Origin of the sequence: Lacrimispora sp. (genome assembly GCF_032078915.1) — a bacterium.
Lineage (GTDB): Bacteria > Bacillota > Clostridia > Lachnospirales > Lachnospiraceae > Lacrimispora.
The window spans coordinates 1-23303 of the sequence record NZ_DAMAUN010000012.1 but is presented as its reverse complement, the minus strand read 5'-3'; the positions used below and the strand labels follow the sequence as shown (position 1 = coordinate 23303).

Annotated in this window: 28 protein-coding genes and 1 pseudogene; 2 read left to right on the top strand and 27 right to left on the bottom strand. The window is 40.8% G+C overall.

The window, feature by feature from the left end:
* Positions 1-5: 5 nt before the first annotated feature.
* The 26 genes and pseudogenes from RT269_RS06935 to RT269_RS06810 form a co-directional block, all read right to left on the bottom strand.
* Complete coding sequence (locus RT269_RS06935) at positions 6-1001, bottom strand: DUF5688 family protein (RefSeq protein ID WP_313181488.1); 996 nt, start codon at positions 999-1001, stop codon at positions 6-8.
* Between the two features lie 12 nt (positions 1002-1013).
* Positions 1014-1235: a hypothetical protein gene (locus RT269_RS06930; protein ID WP_313181486.1), complete on the bottom strand. Its 222-nt coding sequence runs from the start codon at positions 1233-1235 to the stop codon at positions 1014-1016.
* A 231-nt stretch (positions 1236-1466) separates the two neighbouring features.
* Positions 1467-1700: a hypothetical protein gene (locus RT269_RS06925; protein ID WP_313181484.1), complete on the bottom strand. Its 234-nt coding sequence runs from the start codon at positions 1698-1700 to the stop codon at positions 1467-1469.
* Between the two features lie 268 nt (positions 1701-1968).
* Positions 1969-2682 (bottom strand): hypothetical protein, encoded by a 714-nt coding sequence (locus tag RT269_RS06920; RefSeq protein ID WP_313181482.1) that lies wholly within the window; start codon positions 2680-2682, stop codon positions 1969-1971.
* Between the two features lie 179 nt (positions 2683-2861).
* The gene (locus tag RT269_RS06915) at positions 2862-4940 is read right to left on the bottom strand and encodes an InlB B-repeat-containing protein (protein ID WP_313181480.1); all 2079 of its coding nucleotides are present in this window, start codon (positions 4938-4940) and stop codon (positions 2862-2864) included.
* Between the two features lie 18 nt (positions 4941-4958).
* On the bottom strand, positions 4959-5756 hold the full coding sequence (locus RT269_RS06910) for a hypothetical protein (protein ID WP_313181479.1): 798 nt from the start codon (positions 5754-5756) through the stop codon (positions 4959-4961).
* A gap of 10 nt (positions 5757-5766) precedes the next feature.
* Complete coding sequence (locus RT269_RS06905; RefSeq protein ID WP_313181478.1) at positions 5767-6156, bottom strand: hypothetical protein; 390 nt, start codon at positions 6154-6156, stop codon at positions 5767-5769.
* 2 nt (positions 6157-6158) lie between these two features.
* On the bottom strand, positions 6159-6695 hold the full coding sequence (locus tag RT269_RS06900) for a hypothetical protein (protein ID WP_313181476.1): 537 nt from the start codon (positions 6693-6695) through the stop codon (positions 6159-6161).
* Positions 6696-6848 carry a hypothetical protein gene (locus tag RT269_RS06895; RefSeq protein ID WP_313181475.1) on the bottom strand — a complete coding sequence of 51 codons (153 nt, stop codon included), beginning with the start codon at positions 6846-6848 and terminating at the stop codon, positions 6696-6698.
* A 125-nt stretch (positions 6849-6973) separates the two neighbouring features.
* The gene (locus RT269_RS06890; RefSeq protein WP_313181474.1) at positions 6974-7315 is read right to left on the bottom strand and encodes a hypothetical protein; all 342 of its coding nucleotides are present in this window, start codon (positions 7313-7315) and stop codon (positions 6974-6976) included.
* Positions 7316-7327: 12 nt separating this feature from the next.
* A complete protein-coding gene (locus tag RT269_RS06885; RefSeq protein WP_313181472.1) occupies positions 7328-8830 on the bottom strand; it encodes a hypothetical protein in 1503 nt (500 codons plus the stop codon).
* Positions 8827-9876 carry an ATPase, T2SS/T4P/T4SS family gene (locus tag RT269_RS06880; protein ID WP_313181471.1) on the bottom strand — a complete coding sequence of 350 codons (1050 nt, stop codon included), beginning with the start codon at positions 9874-9876 and terminating at the stop codon, positions 8827-8829. Before RT269_RS06880 ends, RT269_RS06885 begins: the two co-directional genes overlap by 4 nt.
* 69 nt (positions 9877-9945) lie before the next feature.
* A complete protein-coding gene (locus RT269_RS06875; protein WP_170865455.1) occupies positions 9946-10116 on the bottom strand; it encodes a hypothetical protein in 171 nt (56 codons plus the stop codon).
* 57 nt (positions 10117-10173) lie between these two features.
* Positions 10174-10344 carry a hypothetical protein gene (locus RT269_RS06870; protein WP_170865455.1) on the bottom strand — a complete coding sequence of 57 codons (171 nt, stop codon included), beginning with the start codon at positions 10342-10344 and terminating at the stop codon, positions 10174-10176.
* Positions 10345-10650: 306 nt separating this feature from the next.
* Positions 10651-10824 (bottom strand): hypothetical protein, encoded by a 174-nt coding sequence (locus RT269_RS06865; RefSeq protein ID WP_313181469.1) that lies wholly within the window; start codon positions 10822-10824, stop codon positions 10651-10653.
* Complete coding sequence (locus RT269_RS06860) at positions 10821-11297, bottom strand: hypothetical protein (RefSeq protein WP_313181468.1); 477 nt, start codon at positions 11295-11297, stop codon at positions 10821-10823. The genes RT269_RS06865 and RT269_RS06860 overlap by 4 nt, the downstream gene beginning before the upstream one ends.
* A gap of 11 nt (positions 11298-11308) precedes the next feature.
* Positions 11309-12217, bottom strand: coding sequence for a ParM/StbA family protein (locus tag RT269_RS06855; RefSeq protein WP_313181466.1), 909 nt, complete (start codon positions 12215-12217; stop codon positions 11309-11311).
* 293 nt (positions 12218-12510) lie between these two features.
* Positions 12511-12663 carry a hypothetical protein gene (locus RT269_RS06850; RefSeq protein WP_313181465.1) on the bottom strand — a complete coding sequence of 51 codons (153 nt, stop codon included), beginning with the start codon at positions 12661-12663 and terminating at the stop codon, positions 12511-12513.
* A 487-nt stretch (positions 12664-13150) separates the two neighbouring features.
* Positions 13151-13432: a DUF6462 family protein gene (locus RT269_RS06845; protein ID WP_313181463.1), complete on the bottom strand. Its 282-nt coding sequence runs from the start codon at positions 13430-13432 to the stop codon at positions 13151-13153.
* A gap of 2 nt (positions 13433-13434) precedes the next feature.
* A complete protein-coding gene (locus RT269_RS06840) occupies positions 13435-13899 on the bottom strand; it encodes a DUF6462 family protein (RefSeq protein ID WP_313181462.1) in 465 nt (154 codons plus the stop codon).
* Positions 13889-14128, bottom strand: a complete 240-nt coding sequence (locus RT269_RS06835; RefSeq protein ID WP_313181460.1) for a DUF6462 family protein — start codon at positions 14126-14128, stop codon at positions 13889-13891. The genes RT269_RS06840 and RT269_RS06835 overlap by 11 nt, the downstream gene beginning before the upstream one ends.
* A gap of 238 nt (positions 14129-14366) precedes the next feature.
* A pseudogene (gene lysS, locus RT269_RS06830) lies at positions 14367-15863 on the bottom strand (lysine--tRNA ligase); the annotation flags it as partial.
* Positions 15864-15935: 72 nt separating this feature from the next.
* A complete protein-coding gene (greA, locus tag RT269_RS06825) occupies positions 15936-16418 on the bottom strand; it encodes a transcription elongation factor GreA (protein ID WP_038279266.1) in 483 nt (160 codons plus the stop codon).
* Between the two features lie 97 nt (positions 16419-16515).
* The gene (gene dusB, locus RT269_RS06820; protein ID WP_313181458.1) at positions 16516-17496 is read right to left on the bottom strand and encodes a tRNA dihydrouridine synthase DusB; all 981 of its coding nucleotides are present in this window, start codon (positions 17494-17496) and stop codon (positions 16516-16518) included.
* Positions 17493-17849: a DUF6145 family protein gene (locus RT269_RS06815; RefSeq protein ID WP_313181552.1), complete on the bottom strand. Its 357-nt coding sequence runs from the start codon at positions 17847-17849 to the stop codon at positions 17493-17495. The genes dusB and RT269_RS06815 overlap by 4 nt, the downstream gene beginning before the upstream one ends.
* 143 nt (positions 17850-17992) lie before the next feature.
* Positions 17993-19000, bottom strand: coding sequence for a LacI family DNA-binding transcriptional regulator (locus RT269_RS06810; RefSeq protein ID WP_313181457.1), 1008 nt, complete (start codon positions 18998-19000; stop codon positions 17993-17995).
* A 287-nt stretch (positions 19001-19287) separates the two neighbouring features.
* On the opposite strand from RT269_RS06810, the gene RT269_RS06805 reads away from it, so the two are divergent.
* Both RT269_RS06805 and RT269_RS06800 read left to right on the top strand, forming a co-directional pair.
* Positions 19288-20769 (top strand): UxaA family hydrolase, encoded by a 1482-nt coding sequence (locus RT269_RS06805; RefSeq protein ID WP_313181455.1) that lies wholly within the window; start codon positions 19288-19290, stop codon positions 20767-20769.
* Positions 20770-20854: 85 nt separating this feature from the next.
* On the top strand, positions 20855-22345 hold the full coding sequence (locus RT269_RS06800) for a tagaturonate reductase (protein ID WP_313181454.1): 1491 nt from the start codon (positions 20855-20857) through the stop codon (positions 22343-22345).
* 118 nt (positions 22346-22463) lie between these two features.
* Here RT269_RS06800 and RT269_RS06795 read toward each other — a convergent pair.
* On the bottom strand, positions 22464-23303 hold an 840-nt coding region (locus tag RT269_RS06795), incomplete at its 5' end, for a sugar phosphate isomerase/epimerase family protein (protein WP_331664090.1).

Below are 23303 nucleotides of genomic sequence, written 5' to 3'. Positions count from 1 at the left end.
ACCTCCTATCGAGACTGTTCTTTTGTGTCATAAATCAACTTTGGTTCAGCCACAATTCCATCTAAACGCTTGTTAGGAGTATCTGTAGCAAGAGATAGTTTTCTTAAATCTTTATCATAGTGATATACCTGATTAGATAATCTCTCATCTAAAGACACCTGATCCATATTGATTTCAGCTACCATCTGTGCTAATTCATTGGGATCACCCATTGATGAAGACACTGCAATTACTTCGTGCACAGATGAAGGCATAATATAGAGGTCTGTATCCAGCTGCTCTGCAAGTTTGTGAAGCTGATCTTCATAAAGCATAGAAATTGCACCATTGATACCCCTGTCATTGCTAATGACCCACATGGTCTGTTCCGGTGGCATTTCCCCAATCATCATATCTGCAATTTCTGCTGGCATACCATCCTTCATAAACATATCTCTAATTACATCGTTCATACTTTTTACGGTTGGAGGGAACATTCTTCTGGTATTCTCTACCGCAAGCTTAAACATCTGCTCTTCTGTAAATCCAAGTCTCTCTGCTAATGCATTGCGAACCACCGTACTCTGAATGCCATCCATATCAGATTTTACTACCCATCTGTAGATTACTGATAAATCCTGGAACTTTCTATTTGGTGTATCTAAGAGCATATCCCTATTCTGTTCCGTATTAATGAGCTGAAAGACAATATTGTCCTTTGCCTCCTGCATGTCAAGCGCAGGAACAATCTCAGGAGCTTCTTTCATTGCACGTTCCATTCTCTCTGCCGCAGACTGCAATACTTCCTGTAAATCCTCCGTGGATTTATAGTGATCATACATATCGTTGATATAAATTGTAGGAGATATTCCTGCCCCTTCCCCTAATAAATTAATTGCGTCCATTGTCACATTTACTTTTTCTACTGGATGAACATCAACCTTCATACCCTGATACTGTGCTGGTAGATAATCCATAAATTTCTCTGCTATTACTTCCTTAAAAATCTCATAATTCATCATATAATTTTCTCCTTAATCTAAATTGTCATAGAGGAATCCTTCATCCTCATCGTTACCATAATTTCTTTCATCCTTTTCCATCCACGTTTCTGCCAGTGCTTCAAGTGTTTCCGCATAAATTGGTGACTCTTGCTTTACTTTCTTTGGCTGTTCCGTTCCAATGGTAATTACAATCTCTACGGCGCATTCTCCGTTCTGTAACGGAATGGTACTCACTTTTACTTTATTCAACATTGCGACCTCCTTCTGGACAAAAAAATAAGAAGATATGGTTTTTGGCTCATATCTCCTAAGTTACATTTCGTGTGTATTAAATTATTATTGCATTGGATTCCACGTTAAGGTGGAACCTTCTGGCGTAATCGTATGTTTGTCATACTGCCTCCTTTCCTCCTTAACGGATTTTTGAAATTGTTTAGGTATAACAAAAGCCGGGGATTTCTCCTCGGCTATGATACCACTTTCTTATTCTTTTCCACCTTGACAATTAGGACATTTGCGCTGCCATATATCTGTACCATTTGCATAATAAGTATGTCCACAGTGTAAACAATTCATATTGTAAAACCATTGATTATTATCTGTACCTAGTTTAGAACTTCGACCATTGTTCTGTTGATTATTTTTGTTTACATATCCAGAATCAGTCGATTTCAAATTTTTCAATTCTCCGCTTTCCTTACCATTAATACTCCCCATGTATTCTCCTTCTTTCTCCGAAATATCTTTCGTGTCTTTTTTACCTATATTAAAATATTTAACAATATAAAGTACTATGAAAATGCTAGTAAGCAAAATTATTAAATACCAGAACTTTGTTATAATCCCAATAAAAATAAGCATTGCAATGGGAAATGTCACCTGTTCTGTCTTAATCTATGTCTGTTGACTCTATACTGCTTATATCTTTGGTAAGATGTATCCGAACTTCTTAAACTCATATAACAGTCCTCCTTAGCCTTATTTGCTAACCAATATATACATATCCAAAGTGAAACTGAGATTTTGTAATTGCATTTTTAACACTTCCATCATCTTTTCTAAATTTCAGAGCTTCTGCTGTAATTTCAGTTTCTTCTTCAAGTTCAGTCAATTTGAACCATATTTTTCCTCTTTCTTGTACTCCAAACTCAGTTGGAATTGTGGATGGATCGCCCGGACAAGTAATCTCATCTCTTGAAGAAACAATTTCTTGAATTTTAGCGGAGTAGCACACATCATTAATTCCCATACCTAGCGCGAAAAGAATTTTAACAACTTCTCCAGACTTGATTGTTTGATTATAAAATTTTATTTTATCTTTCGCCATCCCTGTATGAAGGCTCATTGTACTAAACCAAGTATATCCATGTTGTTCAATAGCTCTCATATATGCCTGTATTGTCTCTTCACCATTCAATTCCTCGTCAGTAGTAGAATATGCTGTTCCTAATTTCATAAAAATGTAATCGTTAATTGCAGTATCGTCCTCTCTTGTAGTGATTAATTCCTTCGTCTTCGATATATTTAACGAATTTTTTAACAACTTCAGATAAAGTTCTTCATCTTGAGCTAACATATAAGTCTGCATCATTTCACTTAAAACTGTAGATTTACTAACACCCTTCTCTCTTGTAAATTCATCAAAAATCCTTTGCGTCCTTTCGTCTGCATAAATTGATAAATATCCTGGTCTTGCCATAGTAGCCCTCCTTTATTGTACCGCATATCTCCATTGACCGATTCATAAATATAGAATACTACTTAATATATACATTGTCAAGCAAAATGTACCGCTATTCTCAATCGACATTTACACTTAAATCATACCAAATAGTATCCCACAATACACAATGAATACTATTTGGCTAAATTATTGTTTTAATTAATAATAATCTGACTCATAAACCTCCATAAACCAGTTCCGCTTTTAGAATCACCCATCCCATTATCCCTCACATACTGCTTCACCTGCTCAATATCTTCCTTTGAAAACTCATAACTCTTCGCTACATGTGACCAATTCTCATCTTCCCCTTTCACATTATTCATTGCCGCTGCTAAAGTATTTCGATACGTCGTATCATTTCTCCACTTAGATGTTACCTCTAATCCCCCGGCGGAATAATCCTTCTGGTAATAATCAGCCGCAATAAATCTTACATACTGCTTCTTACCATCAAAGTCCATCGGACCTTCTTTGGTTGCACCTGTATCTACAATCGTTACCTTCGCCTGCTTTTCCGTTATATTATTTCTACTGTCTGTCGTAGTATACGTTATCGTAATCACTCCAGAGCCTGTTAAGCCTGTAAAAGTGTTTGTAGAATAGTTCTTAACCCGGATCTGCGTAGTTCCATCCTCTCGGTCTGTTGATGTTACAGTCCGAAGCAACTCTGCCTCCGTAATCACTCCTGTCTGCGCTTCATACAAAGTAAAATAGCGATCTGTGCATGTCAGATCCGGTGCATAGTCCCAGATTGCATAGAAGTGAAAAGTATACCCATTCACACTGGTAAGATTACGAATCTGCTGTCTTTCCTCATATGTCGCATAATAGGAATTGGCATCTGTATTCCATCCAAGGTACTTACATGGATGGGATGGATATGCAAAGCTCATAGCTGGCAGAGTGTACGTTTGATCATACTTGCAAGTCAGCGTAGTCATTGTTCCACTACCACCATTCGGATGAAACACGATATAATAGGTATTAGCCTCTGAATTTGCTGTCAGTACAACATTTCCTGTTACAGAAAAGGTATAACTTTTACTGGTAGACGTATAAGTTCCTGTCCAATTCTTCCATGTGTATCCAGTTTTCACTACTGCATCCACAGTACAATTGGCTCCATAATAATAACTACCTGCACCTGAAACGCTACTGATTCCTATCCCTGCACTGACACTTACCGAATATTTCTTTCTTGAAATATAGATATAATGATTCTTTGCTCCAGTAACCGTATATTTACTAACACTTGTAGCATTATAGCAGGCATCTCCGGAATAAGACCATTCAAAGCTTGCTCCATAATATAGGTTCTGATTTTTGGCAAGTGCCCAGTCACCACTGTAATTCCCATTTGCATCCTGATATTTCACATAGATATTCTGCACGTATTGCTTACGGGTAACCGATACATATGAAGTCTTCGCCTGCTTTGATGTGTAGGAAATACTTGCAGCATTATAGCAAGAGTCAGCATCTCTTGACCAAGAGACTGTTTCTCCATATACATAATCTTTATTGATGACAGCACTATAACTGCCATAACCACCATCTGCCTGCTGATACCTGACATATACAACTTGTTTTGATTTTAGCTGCGTTACATAATTGATTGTCTTATTAAAATAATTGTGCAAAGAGCTTGGATTACTCCAAGGAGCTGCATTTGCGATGCCATTATAATCTGTATAAACACTGCCATAAAAATTCCCGTAATCGTCCATAGAACCACTGTTAGTTCGATTCCCATACATATCAATCTTGATGGTAATCATACAGCTATCAACCACAATATAGCCACCATTAATAATGAATTCGTTGTATGCTGTTCGGTTTGTTTGAGCTAATTTAGATTTTACATAACTTAAGTTAATACGGCTTAGTTCATAAATATAACCACCACTTGCCACAGAATCCACCGTCTCTACGGTATATCCACTGAGATTAAAATAAATATAAGCTGTCTGTGAACTCGTTGTTACTTTCATCCGATAACCTACTGTTCCCCAATGGGTCGTATTTACACTGGCACTTGCCTGCTTTCCCATTGTCGCAAAGTAAAAGTATCCATCCTTAAAAACAATCTGTGACCCATACGTATTATAAAAGGTAACAGCGTTATCGAAGGTAGCAGCCTGTGCCTCCTGTGGCGGAGCAAGAGCTGTAAATCCAATTACGGACAATAAGAAAAACAGACTGAGTAAGCCTGTTTTCCATGATTTCTTCATATTCAATTCTTCCTTCCTCTAAAATACAAATGCCGACCAGTTATAACATACCGTCTTGTTAGTTCCATCCGGGTTCTGCTTTCCGGTACTATAAGTACCTACATAGGAATACAGATTGCCACCATCTTTCAAATCAATTTCAGGAACCTCATCAAACAATGCATAACCCTTACTGGTAACACTAACTTCCATATAATCAATCTTTTTTTCATTCAGATAACTGATGATTTTATCCTTTAGCTCTGCATCCGTAAGATCACCTGATTTCCAAGTCTGAATCATAGAATCAAGATCTGCTCTCTGCGCAGAAGTAATATCTCCCTTTGCAGACGCTTCTGCTTTCCAACCTTCTGATATTGGAACATACTTTGTTTCTTGAATTGGAGCAACGGTTGTATCTGGTTCAGACTGATTAGCCGGTTTTTCTGTTGGCATCACTACTGATGTGATTTCTTCCTCTGATTTCGTTTCAGCCTTCTTCGTTACACTAGGCTTCTCTGTTTCTGTATTCTTGGCTTCCACCGTTGGTGTTGCGGTAACGTTAGTATTCTCTTTCGTGCTTTCCGTAGATTCCTTTGTCGGTTCTTTTGTGTCTTCTACTTGAGGCGTTTCTTCTGCGACTGTAACTTCTGTCGGTTTCACTTCTTCCTCAATAGTAATTCCATCTCTTTCAGTATCAGCGGAAGTTTCCACTAGATTCCGATTTAATTTCAAATTGGAGACAATCAGTATACCAGCAGCTAACACTACTAGAGTAAACACACCTATTAACGGCTTCCAATGCTTTCTTAAAAATATCTTCATCTTCTCTTTCATCTTACGCCTCCTAACTAACTGGAACTGTATATTGTTCCATAATTACGGTTCTCTTTGCAGACACCTGACCTTCTGTTCCAATTGGGTGTTTATATTTCTCTATGACTTCCACGGATAAGAGTCCTTTTTGATAATCAACATCTAATACATTGATCTTTATGGAACAATCAGAATTGATCTGCACCAATAAGGCTTCCATAAAGTCTGCGACAAATTCATCATTACTGCTCACGGAATAGGTCTTATTATCAAACTGGTTCTCCACGGTATCCTGTAAAGCACTGTCTACTGCACGATTCAACTCATTCTGTCTCATATTCGTTCCACACAGGGTCATTACAATGACAATCGATATAATCGCACAGACGGTAATTCCAAAGCCTAAAAACACGTTTTTCATCCCTAGCTCCTCCTCTCATCCACGGCAATTGGTATCTTCCATACACTGGTCAGGTTTTCTCTGTCCCTGATTTGAAAATAGACCACATATACCCCTGCACTTGGAAAACGGATGCTTCCATCCGTAGCGGAATAGGCACTCATAACACTTGTTCCATCGGCTCTTCTGATATCTAACACTTTACCAAACATGTTATTTGTAAACAACTTTGCTAAGATGACTTTATCCATGGGATAAATTGTTCCTTCCATATCCTTGGCATAGTATCTTGCTAGAAAATCAGTACTACTCAATGAAAAGAATCTGCCATAGGATGCTGTATATGCTACTATCGGCTTTGTTCGGTTATGCCAGGTAACTACGGAATCAAAGTCATGATAAGACGTAAAATCTGTTTCTTCTTTTTCCACTGACACCCCTGCAATCTTTAATATTCCTGTTTTTCCTGATACCGAGATTCCAAATAGAACCCCAAGTATCAAGACAGCAGTAACAATAGCTATAATTGCAGTTCCAAACTCATGGAATATCTCTTTCATCTATGCACCGCCTCCTAACACACTAACAATAAAAAGCTGAATCAGTGACATCATAGGTGTGCCAAGAAAGAAATATGCCAGTATTCCAAGGAAGAGACCGCCACTGACTGCTTCAATGACAAACTCTCCATATTCTTCAAAAATCTCCTTCATTCAATCCTCCTCAACTACTGATTACCCTTAAGAACCCAATCAGTATGGCTGCCATTCCACTTCCTGCAATCGCATAAATAATGCCACTTCCAAACTGCTCTATAATCAACTTCATAAAATCCTCCCTATCTTGCAAATGCACGAATCTGCTGAGTGCTGATGACTCCTAAAAAGTCTACATGATACTTATATCTTAGAACTACTTCCATTAATGTGGGCTTTCCGTCTTCGTCTTTTACAATACTGCTTTCGTCAATCAAAAGCTCATACCCTGCATTTTCTGCCTGCGTCTTGCATGCATTTATAACACTTGGTGCAAAGTTAGAATCCTCAATTTCTGCAACTACAGAAGCATGAAAATCCCTCGCATTGTTTGCGTCTATACAGGCTGACATAACACCAGCCATCGTAAATACAGATAACAGAAGGATAAAGATTCCCACGTATGTCTTAATTGTTGTGCTCATACATTTTCCCTCCTACATTCCAAACGTCAGGTTCTGAAGGAATACTACCAAAAGTAGTGCCATATCCACCATCAGCTTAAAGGAAGCAAGGAGTGATGGTAACAGGATATAAATCTTCATACCGGCAATCTTATCTTCCTGCGTCAACTTCTCTGCTTTATCCATCATGGCATTATTACGGTCAATGAGTTCTTCTACTTGCTTTGTCACATCTCCTGCATTTCCACTGGATAATGCATAAAGCATTTTCATGGCTGACTGCACATCCGGGTTTCGATATTCCTTTAAAAATCTATGATATGGTTCAATCGCATTTGGATCATCTTCTAAGTCGTAAATCAACTCATCAAGTGCATGAACTAAAACCTCTGACGCACTGTCCATGGATTTACGAATCGCCATCTGCACATTATCAGTCTGTAACAATAATGCGACCTCCATCAACCAATTCGGAAACTGCTTTTCAATTTCTCTTGCTACCTTTTTTTTTGCAAGATTATGACCGACCTTATGCTGATTTAAGAAAAATAGAACCACTACAATTCCCGCTACTAAAATAGCGATATTCTTAAAATACACAAATGCACCGATAAAAAGGATTGCAGGAATGACCGCCATCTTTTGACTAGATTTTGCTTCCTTTGCTTCATCGTAATCCCTTACCTGAAGGAACTTTCGATCCATTCCAGAACTGTCTGTTTCCTTTTCAATCCAGCTCTTACATAACTTCTTATCTGATTTCACATAAATGAGCATGCAGATACCAATCAATACAACTGCTGATATCTGACATAACGGAATTGCGCTGATATCTAAATCCCCACCTAACAGATAAAGGGGAAGAATACAGATAAGTAACGTTGCTACCAAAGCAATCAGTATATTTCTCTTTACAATCTGATACTCTTTTTGTAGATTAATAATTCGCTCAGCCCACATGGCTCTGTTCTTTGATAGCAATGCAATACTTCCTCCAGCATCACCGCCACGCCTCTGGGCACCCATTACAAAGGAATGAACAGCATCGACTCTTTCACAATGAAAGAACTCACTAATCATCGCTAATGCTTCCTGTTCTGGATCTTCGCTATCTGTCGCATACTGAATATGTTCGATTGCCCGAAGCAGTACCTCATGGAATTCTCCATCATCAAAAATAGTGACTGTTTCTGTTAATGCATTCAGCACGGTCTTATTTCTCTTAAAAGAATACAAGAACTGTTCCATATAATTATTTGCCATAGAAAACATGGTCGTGTGATATTTACCCTTCATGGTCTGAATCAGAACCAGTGGTGAGAACACCACCCCAATGATTCCGATAGCAGCAATATAAGGTAACTGCAATTTATACAGCAATCCAAAGATAGCTGCCAGTAACACAATCATTCCATAGGAAACCATTGCTTTCTTTGGTGTAAACTCATATCCATACCTTGCAAGCTCCTGTGTCAGGTTCTTATATCTTAAAAACCTGAGTGAACTTTTTTTCGTTTTTCCTAGTTCTTTCTTCAAGGCTTACTCCCTCCTTCCGCTGAAAATGGTGTGATTCCCATACGTTCAAACTTCTCAAAGACTGGTACTGGAAGGCTCTTCTCTAACAGCTCTCCATTTAATACAACAGGAAATGTTGCATTGCATCCATCTTTTCGATAGAAAAAGCAAACCTGATCAATATATCTTCTGATTTTACCATCCTCCATCTGCTTCTTACGAACCAAGATCCCAACATCAATGAACATGAAAATATCATTCTCCATTCGGTCTGCATCGGTTCTACTTGCCAGCATATTTAAAATACGGTCTGGAATCTTTCTTACATCATCTGTATGAATTGTGGTAAACCCACGAATTCCTGTAGATAAACTTTCAAGCAGATATTTTACCTCCACAGAGCGGGCTTCTGATAACATGAGCCACTTTGGATTTTGTCTCAGACTTGTCTTTATCGCTTTTGTATAACTAAACCCATCCGATACCATCAATTCCACACAATCTTTTTCTGGATTGATTTCTCTGTAATGAAGCTCTGGGGTATCTTCAATGGTAATGACTCTTTCATTTGCTGGGATATACTGTGAAAAGAACTTAATCCCTTCTGTTTTTCCAACACCTGGTTCCCCACAGAATACAAAGTTCATACGTACTTTCACGCAATTTGTCAAAAGCTCTAAAATTTCTTTGGTACAATACCCATCCGTAATCATGCTCTCTCTGGTCATACGAACGGTCGGAAGGGTCTTTCTGATACAAACAGATCTTCCTGAAATTGCTGATGACTCATGAACAATACTAATACGAAGGGTATCGGTGTCTGCTTCTAACAGATTTTCCACCTTGTTGAAAGGTTTACTCACGTTATTGGCAATATAATGGCTGAACTTCTCGATAAACTCCTTTGTGACACCATGCTCCTCCACCTTGATTCGTTCATTTGCTGTGTTGGTGATCCATAAATCCGTTCCATCAAAGTCAATATCTGTGATTTCATCATCTTCGATATAAGACCATAAGGGTCCAAAATGTGCAGGCACCAGCTCCCACTTTGTACTTCGTTCCATATAACTCCTTTCCAAGAGGGGAAGTTGTCCCCTCTTTGTGTAATTTTGTACTTAGCTGGTTCTCCACCATTAACCTGTAATGGTTCCAGCTGCTCTGTTGAAAAAGCTGTCAATCAGGTTCTTAAAGGAATTTGCTACGACTCCATCTGTTGCCAAAAGCATTACAATAATTGCTACCAATGCGCTGATTGCTACCGCTGCAATAATTACTGATCCATACTGTTCAAAAATCTCTTTCATTCGATTTACCTCATTCTTTCTTATAATTGTTGTTATTGGTTTCTTTACTACAATTCATTAGCCTGTGATGGTTCCAGCAGCTCTGTTGAAAAAGCTGTCGATCAGGTTCTTAAAGGAATTCGCTACTACTCCGTCTGTTGCTAAGAGCATTACGATAATTGCTACTAATGCGCTGATTGCTACCGCTGCAATAATTACTGATCCATACTGTTCAAAAATCTCTTTCATTTGATTTACCTCATTCTTTCTTTTATTATTCGTAATTGTTTATATTAAAATAGCGGCTCCTTATAGCCGCTAATACCTACCCAATCCAGTGGATAGGCAATACTGTTCTCCGTTACTACCTATCCACATGACTGTGTGAAATTATTCAGTTTTGTATACGGAGACAGTAGATGGTTTGTCCCGTATTAAATGCATCTAACTCTCCTTTGCTTAAACTGCCATATTTCTTAATTGAAAGAAATACTTCATCAGTCTACGGTTTTCTCTGTATGCTTTATATCCTGTAGCCATACAATCAACCTCCTTTCATGGTGCTCCTGCTCTTACGAACGCAAGGAATACTCTGAGAACAAGTCCAAACAATAGAAGTATTACCTTGGCTAATTCCAACAGCAATCTTAACAAATTCAATATAAGCCATATGATTCCTTTTAGAAATCCATGCATTCCATACCCTATTGTTGAAAAAACTCTTCTCATTCGTCAATTCCTCCATCATCTTCCATCCAACTACTCGCCAAGTCAGCCAGCTGGTCTATTGTTTGTTCATCTTGCATATGATTTTCTTCATCAACTCTTCTTTCCTGACCCTGCGGAACCGGATAATATCCTTTCGGTACTATCTGTTGCATTCCAGCAACAACACCACCAAGTAATCGAATTACTTCATTCCTAGCTTCAGTAATTACACTGGCATGCAACTCCTCTTTAATCTCCTCTATATCATCTCTAGTCACATATTCATTCGATTTCATTTTATCAAGCTCTACCAGATTGGCTTTTCCGACATTATCAACATAGAACTCTAATGCAGCTATAAAAAGTTGGTTTTGCGTTTTGTTCATTTCCTGATTCAGATGCTTTAATATCTTATGAATTTCCAAATGTCTAGGATTCTTTAGATTAAGCCTAAGACTATAATGAACAATGCTATCACGATCTGCTTTTGCCATTTATCTCACCTCTATCTTCTTTTTAGTCCAATATTTGCAAGATATTCAAATCCTTTTGCATTCGCTTTCACGTCTAAAATATAATTGATATTCTTTTGTTTAAATGTGCTGAAGTTTTTCATTACTACTGCTCCACCACCTACAAATACCAGCTGCGTCGTCTTTAGGTTGTAACCATATTCTCTAAGAGAATTGAATACACGGTCTGTGTAATCTGTGATTTCTTTCTTGATAATCTTTAGGTACTCTTCATCAATATCACTCGTACCATGCCTCATAATATGCTGAATTTCACTTTCATCAATTCCTGCACCGAGCTGTCTTACACATTGATCATTTACTGATCTCATACAGGTAATCAACCCCTGCTGTGTTGTGGTACATCTTGAATTATCTGGTTTTCTATCAACAACAGGCATAATATCAATTGTCCAACTTCCTATATCAATGATCACAACCTTATTTCCAAAGTTTTGAATTCTATCCGCAATTGCTGCATAACACTGTGGAAATACTGCCGCATTTACAATCTTGATTAGATACTGCTCTTTTTCATAATAGAATCGCACTTCTTTTCGTTTTGTGAGATATTCCAAAAATCCAGACTTCTCAACACCGAATCTCGTAAGTGGTAGGCCAGCTGCAATAAATATACTAGCTTCTTTCTTGCCACGTTTTCTTAACTCTCTTGCAATCCCGGCTAAAGTGAGTATGTAGAAATTGTCATTTTCTATCTTTACATCTCTTACCTCTAATCTCACACCGCCAATTTTGTAATACTTTCCATCCAGTTCAAGTACATCATCAAACATCCCTGGTTCGGTAGTTATCTCCTTAACACCAGTAACAAATACCTGGCTTGATGTCTTGACCATTGACCAACCATGATCAATACCTATGATTTCATAATCATTATCCATTTGCTTATGTCTCCTTTTCAATAAACTTTTTGCTCTTCCCCACATTCTTCTGTTGTCACTTTCTTTCCAATAATTTTTTCATACACGGAAAGCAATACCCATCACCTTGTTTGTAGGAACAATCTGTACATTCACTACGTACTGTCTTTTCTGGTTCCTTTCTCTTCTCCTTAAAGCAATTGCTGTTAATACATCTACTATCATTGCCCCAAAAGAATTTGCATCTCATACAATCTTTTAGTTCTTTGTTGAACTTTCGTTCTTCTCTTTCCGCTTTCGTTAATCTGTGCTTGTTATTCTTCTTTTCCTCCATCTTTGCATTCCTTCCATCGGATAAATGCATTATGAAGTTCTAATAACTTTTGATTCACAGCTTTTACTCGTTTATCAAGTGAATAGAATGTGGATGCTGGTATTGCTATTTCTGTTATCGCACTTCCTATCATTCTGCATCCTCCTTATTCTTTCATAGCTTTGCTATGTAATGTGTACGCCGACTTGTTTCAAGTCCCTCTTACGCCCCGTACACAAAGGAATGTTCTCATTCCTGGGAGTTACAGACGAGCCGCTAATGCGTTCATAACGCCTTATCTTTCAATAAGACTATCTCCTCTATTGCCATTTCGAGGATAAGGTCGAACCTCTCGACCTTCATGGGTTATTATCCATCCGCAATATTCGAATACCCTTTTTCTAGGCTTGTTCCCTGCTTCTCGTTCTTCATTTCTCAATCCATCGAACTACTAATTTGATAACAGTGGTCTTGAGCCCTCCAGGCGAATACCCCGAACTTTTACTCTTAATCCGTAACTGATATTCAGTTGTTTGTTCCTGCTCTCGCTTGGAACATGTATATAATAACCTCATATCAATTTCCTAGATAGAAACTACACTGGTGCATTTTACTTATTTCGCACCAGATTTTGGTGCATTTTATTCATAAGGACTATCTCTACCACCATCTGATTCTTGCAGTCTTATCCAGACATGCTTTGGCAGTGGTCTTGATGGTTCATGGAACTGTTCCAAATATGCTTCGAAGACTTCCGTATTCACAAGTGCCGAATTACCCACTTTGTAGATTGCACCAGCTTCACCTGCTAATGCCATAAGCCTTGTTTTTCCAATACTGTAGATAATTGCACCTTCTGTCGCATTAACATACTTTTTCATCACATCTTTTGTATCTGAATAAGTCTTGTATGAATAACCCATATCTACTCTCCTTTCGCTGGAACAAATAATGGATGTTTAAGTGGAACAACCTCTTCTCTAAATTGTTCCATATACTCATCAAAAAGCTCTAAGTTAATAAGTACAGTACCGCCAGTTCCTTCATTAATCTTATATACTGCACCAGCTGCTCTTGCCATTTCTATAAATCTATGATGACCGATGCTGTATGTAATTGAACCTTCTCCGATTCTGACATATTTTTTCTGCACGTATTTTGATGTATTAGGTACTTTATATAAATGTTTCATGAAATCCTCCATCTTTTTCTGATGTATCAACGCTGTTCTTGGTAGCCGATATAATGCGTCGGCTGATAGAGCTACTATCAGTAAGATTTCCTCTTCTAGCTGGAAAAGTTGTCGTGCTTCGTCCACTCTAAGAAATCTTTTTATTTGAATATCATCTGCTGTATATGCTCTAATTGAAGTCTGTAACTCATTCGCCATCTAAATTCACCTCTTTACTTGTTAATCTAAATCGTTCCAGATAGCAATCAAGAATCTCTGTATTTACAAGCACCATCTGATTCACCTTATATACCGCATTTGCTTTCTTCGCAATTTCCTGAAACTTTGATACACCCATTCCGTAGACTTTGCAGCCATCTTTATACCTCACAAACTTTTTTCTGCTTTCTTCTGCTTCTCTATAATTAAATCCCATGTCTTTCATCATGCTTTTTACCTCTTTCCTGAAAAGGACATCATTTTCTCCATAACGCAAAAAAGGACACCTTTCTAAATTTCTCTAGAAAAGTGCCCTAAAATAGTGCTTATTATTAAATTCAACTTCGTTTACCAAAATTTCAGCTCATTCGAACTCATTCGGACTCGACCAACGATTTGATGTCCTTTTGATGTCCTTTGGACATCGGAATCTCTCGCAAGTCTTATAAACACTGGATTTATTTATCCAAGCTTTTCATCGTCGGGAACAACAACACATCCCTAATCGCATAAGAATCCGTAAGCAGCATAACAAACCTGTCAATACCAATACCAATACCGCCAGTAGGAGGCATACCGATCATGAGTGCATTTACAAAATCATCATCCATGGAATTAGCTTCATCGTCTCCAGCTGCAAGAAGTGCTTCCTGAGCCTTAAAGCGCTCGATCTGATCCAGAGGATCATTCAACTCAGAGTAAGCATTTGCCATCTCACGCTTTGTAATGAACAGCTCGAAACGCTCCGTATAATCCGGATCTTCAGGCTTTTTCTTGGTAAGAGGAGAAATCTCTACCGGATGGTCCATAATAAAGGTCGGCTGTACCAGATGCTCTTCAACAAATTCCTCAAAAAGCATGCTTAAAATATCGCCCTTCTTATGGTGCGCCCCATACTCCACATGGTACTGGTCTGCCAGAGCCTTGGCTTCCTCATCCGTATGAATGGTTGTAAAATCAATGTCCTTGTATTTCTTTAAAGCATCTACCATGGTAATGCGTTCAAATGGCTTTGATAAGTCAATTTCCACACCATCATAGTTCACCACAGCCGTTCCAAGGACCTTAAGGGCAACTGACCGGAATAAATCCTCCACCAGATCCATCATGCCGTGGTAATCGGTATAAGCCTGATATAATTCCATTAAAGTAAACTCTGGGTTATGACGGGTATCCACGCCTTCATTACGGAAAACGCGCCCGATTTCATAAACTCTTTCCAGACCGCCTACGATCAATCTCTTTAAGTAAAGTTCCAGAGAAATACGCAGCTTTACATCCTCATCAAGAGCGTTGTAGTGAGTTTCAAACGGTCTTGCAGCAGCGCCGCCTGCATTGGCAACCAGCATAGGTGTCTCCACCTCCATAAAACCCTGGGCATCCAGATGGTCACGTATGGACTTGATGATCTGGGAACGCTTTACAAACGTATCCCTTACTTCAGGGTTCATGATCAGATCCACATATCTCTGTCTATAACGAATATCCGTATTGGTCAGGCCGTGGAACTTCTCAGGAAGAATCTGAAGGCTCTTAGTAAGCAGATGAACGCTCTCAGCATGGATGGAAACTTCTCCCGTCTTTGTTGTAAACGCAGTTCCCTTAATGCCTACGATATCACCGATATCCAGCTTCTTGAATTCCTTGTATTCCTCTTCTCCGATACTGTCTCTGGCCACATAGGACTGAATACTGCCCTTTAAATCCTGTACATTACAGAAGGAAGCTTTCCCCATCACGCGCTTAGACATAAGACGTCCTGCAATGGATACTTCCTTTCCTTCCCATTCTTCATAATGCTCTTTGATTTCACTGCTGTGTACATTAACATCGTACTTTGTAACTTTAAACGGATCCTTTCCCGATTCCTGAAGCTCTGCCAGCTTTTCCCGGCGGACCTTCAGCAAATGGTTTAAGTCCTCTTCTTTCACCTGATTCTGGTTTTGATTCTGCTGTTCTGCCACCTGTTTGCACTCCTTTGTGAACTATGTTAAGGAAGTTCGATTCGCCAGACGGCTCATCGAACGGCTAATTTTCTATGACACTCTCTGGATTTCCAGAACCTTATACTGGATCACACCGGACTGTGTCTCTACGTCTACTACATCTCCTACTTTCCTGCCAATCAGTGCATGACCAACCGGGGATTCATTGGAAATTTTATTCTGAAGGCTGTTTGCCTCCGTGGAACCCACAATTTTGAACTCCATCTCTTCGTCTTCATCAACATCGTAGACTTTTACCTTGCAGCCAATGTTAATCTTATCTAAATCGATCTCATCCTCAACAACTACCTCTGCATTCTTAAGGAGCTTCTCCAGTTCTTCAATACGCAGCTCAATGTCTCTTTGTTCATCCTTAGCGGCATCATACTCAGCGTTTTCGGATAAGTCGCCTTGCTCCCTGGCTTCCTTGATCTTTTGGGCAACTTCTTTTCTTTTTACCACCTTTAAATTCTGAAGCTCATCCTCGTATCTTTTAAGGCCTTCGTAGGTTAAAATATTCTTCTTATCTACCATGGTTTTTGATTCCTCCTGGTTTCATACTCGCTCATTCGCATTCCAAATATTATAGCGTAAACATCTAAAATTGTCAAGAATGTAACTGTTCCTGATTCTAATTCTCTGGCTGGAAGCCGGCCATCCGATCTTCCACAAAACGTCTTAATTCGTCCATAGTACCCACCTGGTTAATATCATTTCTTAGCTTTGCGGAATGAGGCAGCCCAGCCGTATACCATGCCATATGCCCACGCATCTCACGCATGGCTGCCACTTCACCTTTATGCTCCATCTGCAGGGTACCGTGTCGGATGATCATCTTGCAGATTTCCTCTCTGGCAGGTCCGGGAAGCAGCTCTCCTGTTTCCAGATAATGCAGAGTCCTTTTAAAGATCCAGGGATTTCCCTTGGCTCCTCTGGCGATCATCACCCCGTCACAGCCAGTTTCCTCCAGAAGAGCCTTAGCATCCTCCGGCTTAAATACGTCGCCGTTTCCGATGACCGGAATTGTGACAGCTTCCTTTACCTTCCTTATTATATCCCAGTCCGCTGTTCCTGAATAATACTGCTCCCTGGTCCTGCCATGAACAGCCACTGCCGCTACTCCGCAGCTTTCCGCCATTTTGGCAAATTCCACGGCATTGCAGTCCTCTTCTGTAAAGCCTTTTCTGAATTTTACGGTCACAGGCTTTTTAACGGTCTTTACCATAGCAGTTAAAATACGCTCTGCAAGCCTGATATCCTTCATTAGCGCCGACCCCTCGCCGTTATTAACGATCTTCGGCATGGGACATCCCATGTTCACATCAATGAATGCATAGGGCCCTTCTTCCACTTGAGCCGCAATATCCGCCATGATATCCGGATCAGAACCAAAAAGCTGGAGGCTGACAGGACCTTCCCCATCGGCCACCTTTAGCAGCTCATTCGTATTTTTGTTTTTATATAAAATTGCCTTGGCGCTGACCATCTCTGTTACTGCCATACCGCAGCCCTGCTCCCTGCAGAGAAAACGAAATGGCAGGTCCGTAACTCCTGCCATCGGTGCCAGTATCAGGTTATTATCCAACGTCAAATTTCCAATTCTAAGCATCACGTATCTATTTCTCCGTCTTCCAATTCTTCTCCCAGATAAAACACCCGGTAATACATTTCCAAAGATTCCAGAAGTTCCTTTTTCTCTTTCCGGTACTGCTTGATCTTCAGCACGCTTCCGATCTCATCAAACAGATAATCCCCCTCCTCTGCTGTCACCTTAAATTCCAGGGTGCCATCCTCATCGTATTCCATGATAAGGATTCCTCCTACATCTTCGGTATAAAGCACGCACATAATTTGAAGATCCTGCTTGATGCTTTCGGGGAGGCTCACAAACTGCTGGTTAAAATAATATTTCTGCTCATAGGAATTGGCACCGCAAAGCACCACATTATCTCCATCATGCTCCATCGTTTCTGCCACCGCCCTTTCCTTAATATTGCCCATGCTCCTTGGGCATAAAGGGATACCCGTAGGGTGTTTCCTTATTAATGCCCATTTCCAATATTTACTGAGATTATATTTTAGCATACACGGAAAGAAATGACAATAGGCTAAAAATCAGTGGTACACCGCTTGATCAGCCGGCATGGAATCCGGTTATTCCTGTTAACTTCCGTTTCTTCTCCCAGAAGGATTTTCATCATATTATCGACGGAGATGTTGCATAATTCCTCGACCCGGTTATCAATGGAAGAAAGCTCCGGATCGCTGCAGATCGACAGGGCAGAATTATTAAATCCGGTAATGCACAAATTCTCCGGAACCTTTAAAAGCTTTGCATTGGCATACTTAATCGCTCCTACGGCAAGACCGTCATCTGTGGCTACCACGCTGTCAAATCGTAAATCACGGCGCTCCAGCAGGATATCCCTTACCGTATGGATCCGGTTCTTTACATAAAGCTTTAAATCTCCCAGAACAGGAAGCCCGTGGGCTCTTAAAGCGGATTCATAACCTGCCAGTTTCTGATTTGCGCTGTAAGAATGGGAATCGCAGAGAAACAGGATTCTGCGCCGTCCTGTCTCAATCATCTGGCTGGTCACATCGTAGGTTGCCTGATAATCATCTCCATAAGCGCAATAAATATTCTCGCCATCCAAATATCCGTTGATCAAAAATACGGGAACCTGTTTTGCTGCATCGCGGACATACTGCGTATTTTTATCCGGTTCTCCTGTTCCTGCATAAGTAGAACCGACCATGAGGAGCGCATCGATCCGCTTTGCAAGAAGAAGGCTGACATATTTTTCTTTCACGGACTGTTCAAACCCGCTGCAGCATAAAATACAGTCGTAACCATGCTCGTGCATAAGGCTCTCTAAATGGGCTACCGCTGTAGCCATATAAGCATCTGATACGTCCGGACATAAAATCCCAATGGTCTTCATGGAATCAAGCCCAAGGCCCCTGGCAAATACATTGGGAGTATAGCCGTTTTCTTCCATAATCGTCCTGACTTTTTGTTTTGTTTTCTCACTCACACGGGGGCTGTCGTTCACCACCCGGGATACGGTAGCGATGGAAACTCCTGCTAGTTCTGCAATGTCATAAATGTTCATCCTGGTAGTCCCTTTTACTCATCAAAATTTCCACACACAAAGCGCGCGTAAGCGCTTACACTTTTCTCGCTTCATTATACAGGATAAATTTCTGTAAAGCAACTGTTATTGCTGATTTTATTTCTTAAAAAATTCAGTTTTTTTCTTAAATTGTTCCCCTAAATAAAAAGAAAAATCTCTTTTTTTCTTTCCCTATTGACGTCTGCACCAAAATAGTGTATGTTTTATGTAAGTACTTACATTACATGTACCGATTGATTCTGGTACCAAGAAAGGAAAGGAAGCTTATGCAGGATTTTATCAAAATTCATTCCGGAGATAATGTTGCAGTTGCATTAAAGCCGCTTTCTTCCGGCACTGCCGCAGAGATAGGCGGAAATACCGTTACACTCCTGGAAGATATCCCACAGGGTCATAAATTCGCCCTTGCCGATATACCTGCCGGCTCATCCGTCATCAAATACGGCTGTGCCATTGGCATGGCAAAGGAACATATTAAGACAGGGGCCTGGATTCACACCCATAATTTAAAAACAGGTTTGGGGGATTTACTTACTTATACGTACGAGAAACAGGAAACGGCTGTTGTCCCCACAGAAGAACGTTTCTTTCAAGGCTACCGCAGGCCGGATGGAAAAGTTGGTGTGCGCAATGAAATCTGGATCATTCCTACTGTTGGCTGTGTCAATAACATAGCCACTGCGCTGGAGCGTATGGCTAAGAAATACGTAGGCGGCTCCATTGATGAAGTTGCCGCATTCCCTCATCCTTATGGCTGTTCCCAGATGGGTGACGACCAGGAATATACAAGAACCATTCTGGCTGATTTAATCAACCATCCCAACGCCGGAGGCGTTCTGGTCCTGGGACTTGGCTGTGAAAACAGCAGCGTTGCCGAGCTGAAACCCTATATCGGCGATTACGACGAGAACCGGGTGAAATTCCTGGTAACTCAGGAGTCTGAGGATGAAATGGCAGATGCCATGGAGCTCATCGGACAGCTGGCTGAATACGCAGGTACGTTCCACAGAGAGCCCGTAAGCTGCAGCGAACTCATCATTGGCATGAAATGCGGCGGTTCCGACGGTTTATCCGGAATCACGGCCAATCCCACGGTAGGAGCATTCTCCGATATGCTGGTTTCCAAAGGCGGAACCACCATCCTGACGGAGGTTCCCGAGATGTTCGGTGCGGAAACGCTTCTTATGAACCGCTGCCAGAATGAAGAAACCTTTGATAAAACCGTGGATCTGATCAATGATTTCAAGAACTATTTCACCAGCCATAACCAGACCATCTACGAAAACCCTTCCCCAGGCAACAAAAAGGGGGGTATCTCCACCCTGGAGGACAAATCCTTGGGCTGCGTCCAGAAATCCGGCAGCGCTCCGGTCGTAGATGTATTAAAATACGGGGAACCGGTACACGATAAGGGATTAAATCTCTTAAGTGCTCCTGGTAACGACTTAGTAGCCTCCACGGCACTGGCTGCTTCCGGTGCCCACATTGTCCTGTTCACCACAGGCCGCGGTACTCCATTTGCATGTCCGGTACCGACCATGAAGATTTCGACCAACACTGCCTTAAGCACAAAAAAGAGTAACTGGATCGATTTTAACTGCGGCGTACTGGTTGAGGGTACGGATATGGACACCCTTAAAAATGAATTCTTTGATTTTGTCATCGAGGTAGCTTCCGGCAAAAAGGTAAAATCCGAAGAAGCAGGTTTTCACGACATGGCTATCTTTAAGCAGGGCGTGACCTTATAATTCAACTACTATGCCATTCTGTGTTCTTATATGAATGCAGAATGCAGATTGAAATATGCAATGAAGAAAAAAGGAGATAAATTCAATGGAAAAGTTATGTTATGAAACACTGGAAAAACTTGGGTATGACGGATATCTTTTAAAGGAAGCCCCGGAACGGGTGCTGCAATTCGGTGAAGGTAATTTCTTAAGGGCATTTGTGGATTATTTTATCGATGTCCTGAATGAAAAAACCGGATTTAACTCCAAGGTTGTTTTATGCCAGCCCATTGCACCAGGTCTTGCGGATATGATCAACGAACAGGAAGGACTTTATACTCTTTTCCTCCGCGGCTTTGAAAACGGGCAGAAGGTAAATGCCAAACGGGTGATCTCCTGTGTTAGCAGATGCTTAAATCCTTATGCAGATTATGAGTCCGTATTGGCCTGTGCGGATAATCCCGACCTGCGCTACATTGCCTGCAATACCACTGAAGCTGGTATTACCTACGATCCTTCCTGCCAGTTTACAGATGTTCCGGCTGACAGCTATCCTGGAAAACTGACCCAGTTCCTTTACAGAAGATTTGAAACGTTCGGAAAGGAAGCCGGAAAGGGCTTTGTTATCCTCTCCTGCGAGCTGATCGATGACAACGGAAAAGAGCTGGAGAAATGTGTTTTAAAATACGCCGGGCAATGGAACCTGGGCAATGAATTCATTCAGTGGATCAAAGAGGAGAACATCTTCTGCTCCACTCTGGTAGACCGTATCGTGACCGGATATCCGAGAAATGAAGCTGCTGCCATCTGTGAAGAATTAGGCTATCAGGATAACATCATCGATACCGGTGAAGTCTTCGGCTTCTGGGTCATCGAAGGACCGGACAGCTTAAAGAAAGAACTTCCTTTTGAAGAAGCAGGTCTCCCTGTTATCATCTGTAACGACCACAAGCCATATAAGCAGAGAAAGGTCCGCATTTTAAACGGCGCACACACTTCATTTGTATTAGGCGCTTACCTTTCCGGACAGGATATCGTCCGCAGCTGCATGGATGACGAAGTGATCTGCGGCTTTATGAATAAGACCATTTATGATGAGATCATTCCCACCCTGACCCTTCCAAAGGAGGAATTAATGAGTTTTGCATCCTCTGTTACGGAGCGTTTCAAAAACCCATTTATTGATCATGCCCTGTTATCCATTTCCTTAAATACCACCTCCAAATGGAAAGCCCGGGTTATGCCTTCTCTTAAAAGCTACGTGGAGAAAACAGGCACACTCCCTAAATGTATAACAGCCTCCTTCGCTTTTTACATTGCATTCTATAACGGAATGAAACTTACGGTCGACGGCCTTGTTGCAGCACGCCCTGCTGGTGACGAATACACCATCAAGGATGATAAGCCGATTCTTCAGTTCTTCTATGATCACAAGGATGACGATGCGGCTTCCCTTGTTCATGCAGTTTGCACCAATGCTGACTTCTGGGATGAGGATTTAAGTAAAATTCCTGGATTCGAAGAGGCCGTGGCTGGTTATTTAACAGGCATCAAAGAAAAAGGCGCATATGAAGTTATGAAGGAATGCTTAAACTGATCGGAAGAAAGTGTAACCAGGTGCAGCAAAGCATTATTGATTAGTAAGAGATAATCCCCCACAAATAAAAACAGAAACCGGAAGTCCTGAACAAGAACACGGTTTCTGTTTTTATTTATCATAAGTCTGCAGCCCAGCTTTCAAGAAATTTCCTTGACCATTCTGCGTTATCCGGTCTGCTGTCCTCAATGGTCATCTGGATATATGGTTTTTCTTTTTTCACAAAATCCAGGACCGCATCATATTTCATAACTCCGGTTCCCGGGGCGCCGGATTTGATCCGGCCGTCTTCCACTACAAAGTCTTTCATATGTAGAACATCTGTATAACCGCCTAGATCCTCAATGGCTTCCCTTATTACCTGCTCGTAATTGCTGCTGTTTTCCGCTGACAAGAGATTTACGGGATCCAGGATAATTCTTAAATTCGGCGAACCAATGGTTTTAAGAACCTTCAATGCCTGCTTGGAATTGTATACAATATGGTTCCACACCGGTTCGATAGCCAGAATCACACCGAATTTTTCCGCACACTCCACTACCGGACGCAAATTGGTGATAAATGTATGAAGGGCTTCTTCTGTGTGGCAGGCCGGTTCATAACAATATTCCTTATTCGGTGCGCCAGTTTCGGTTCCGACAACGCTGCAGCCTAAAATGGAAGCAAAACGCAGATGGGCGAAATAACGCTCCTGGATTTTTTTGATTTCTTCCGGATCTGGATGGGCCAGATTTAAATAGCAGCCCAGGACTGCGATATCCACATCATGTTCTGCGAATTTTTTACGCAAATATGAAGCGTAGCCTGGGGTCAGCGCGGAATTCTCCACGGAATGCTCCTGCACAGTTTTTGCCAGGGCTAAATGGGCACAGGTAAATCCCTGCTGGTGGGCAATCTTCACCCGTTCCTCGAGGGTCCCAGGTGCGACATCATGTAATCGGATCCCGATCTGCATAAT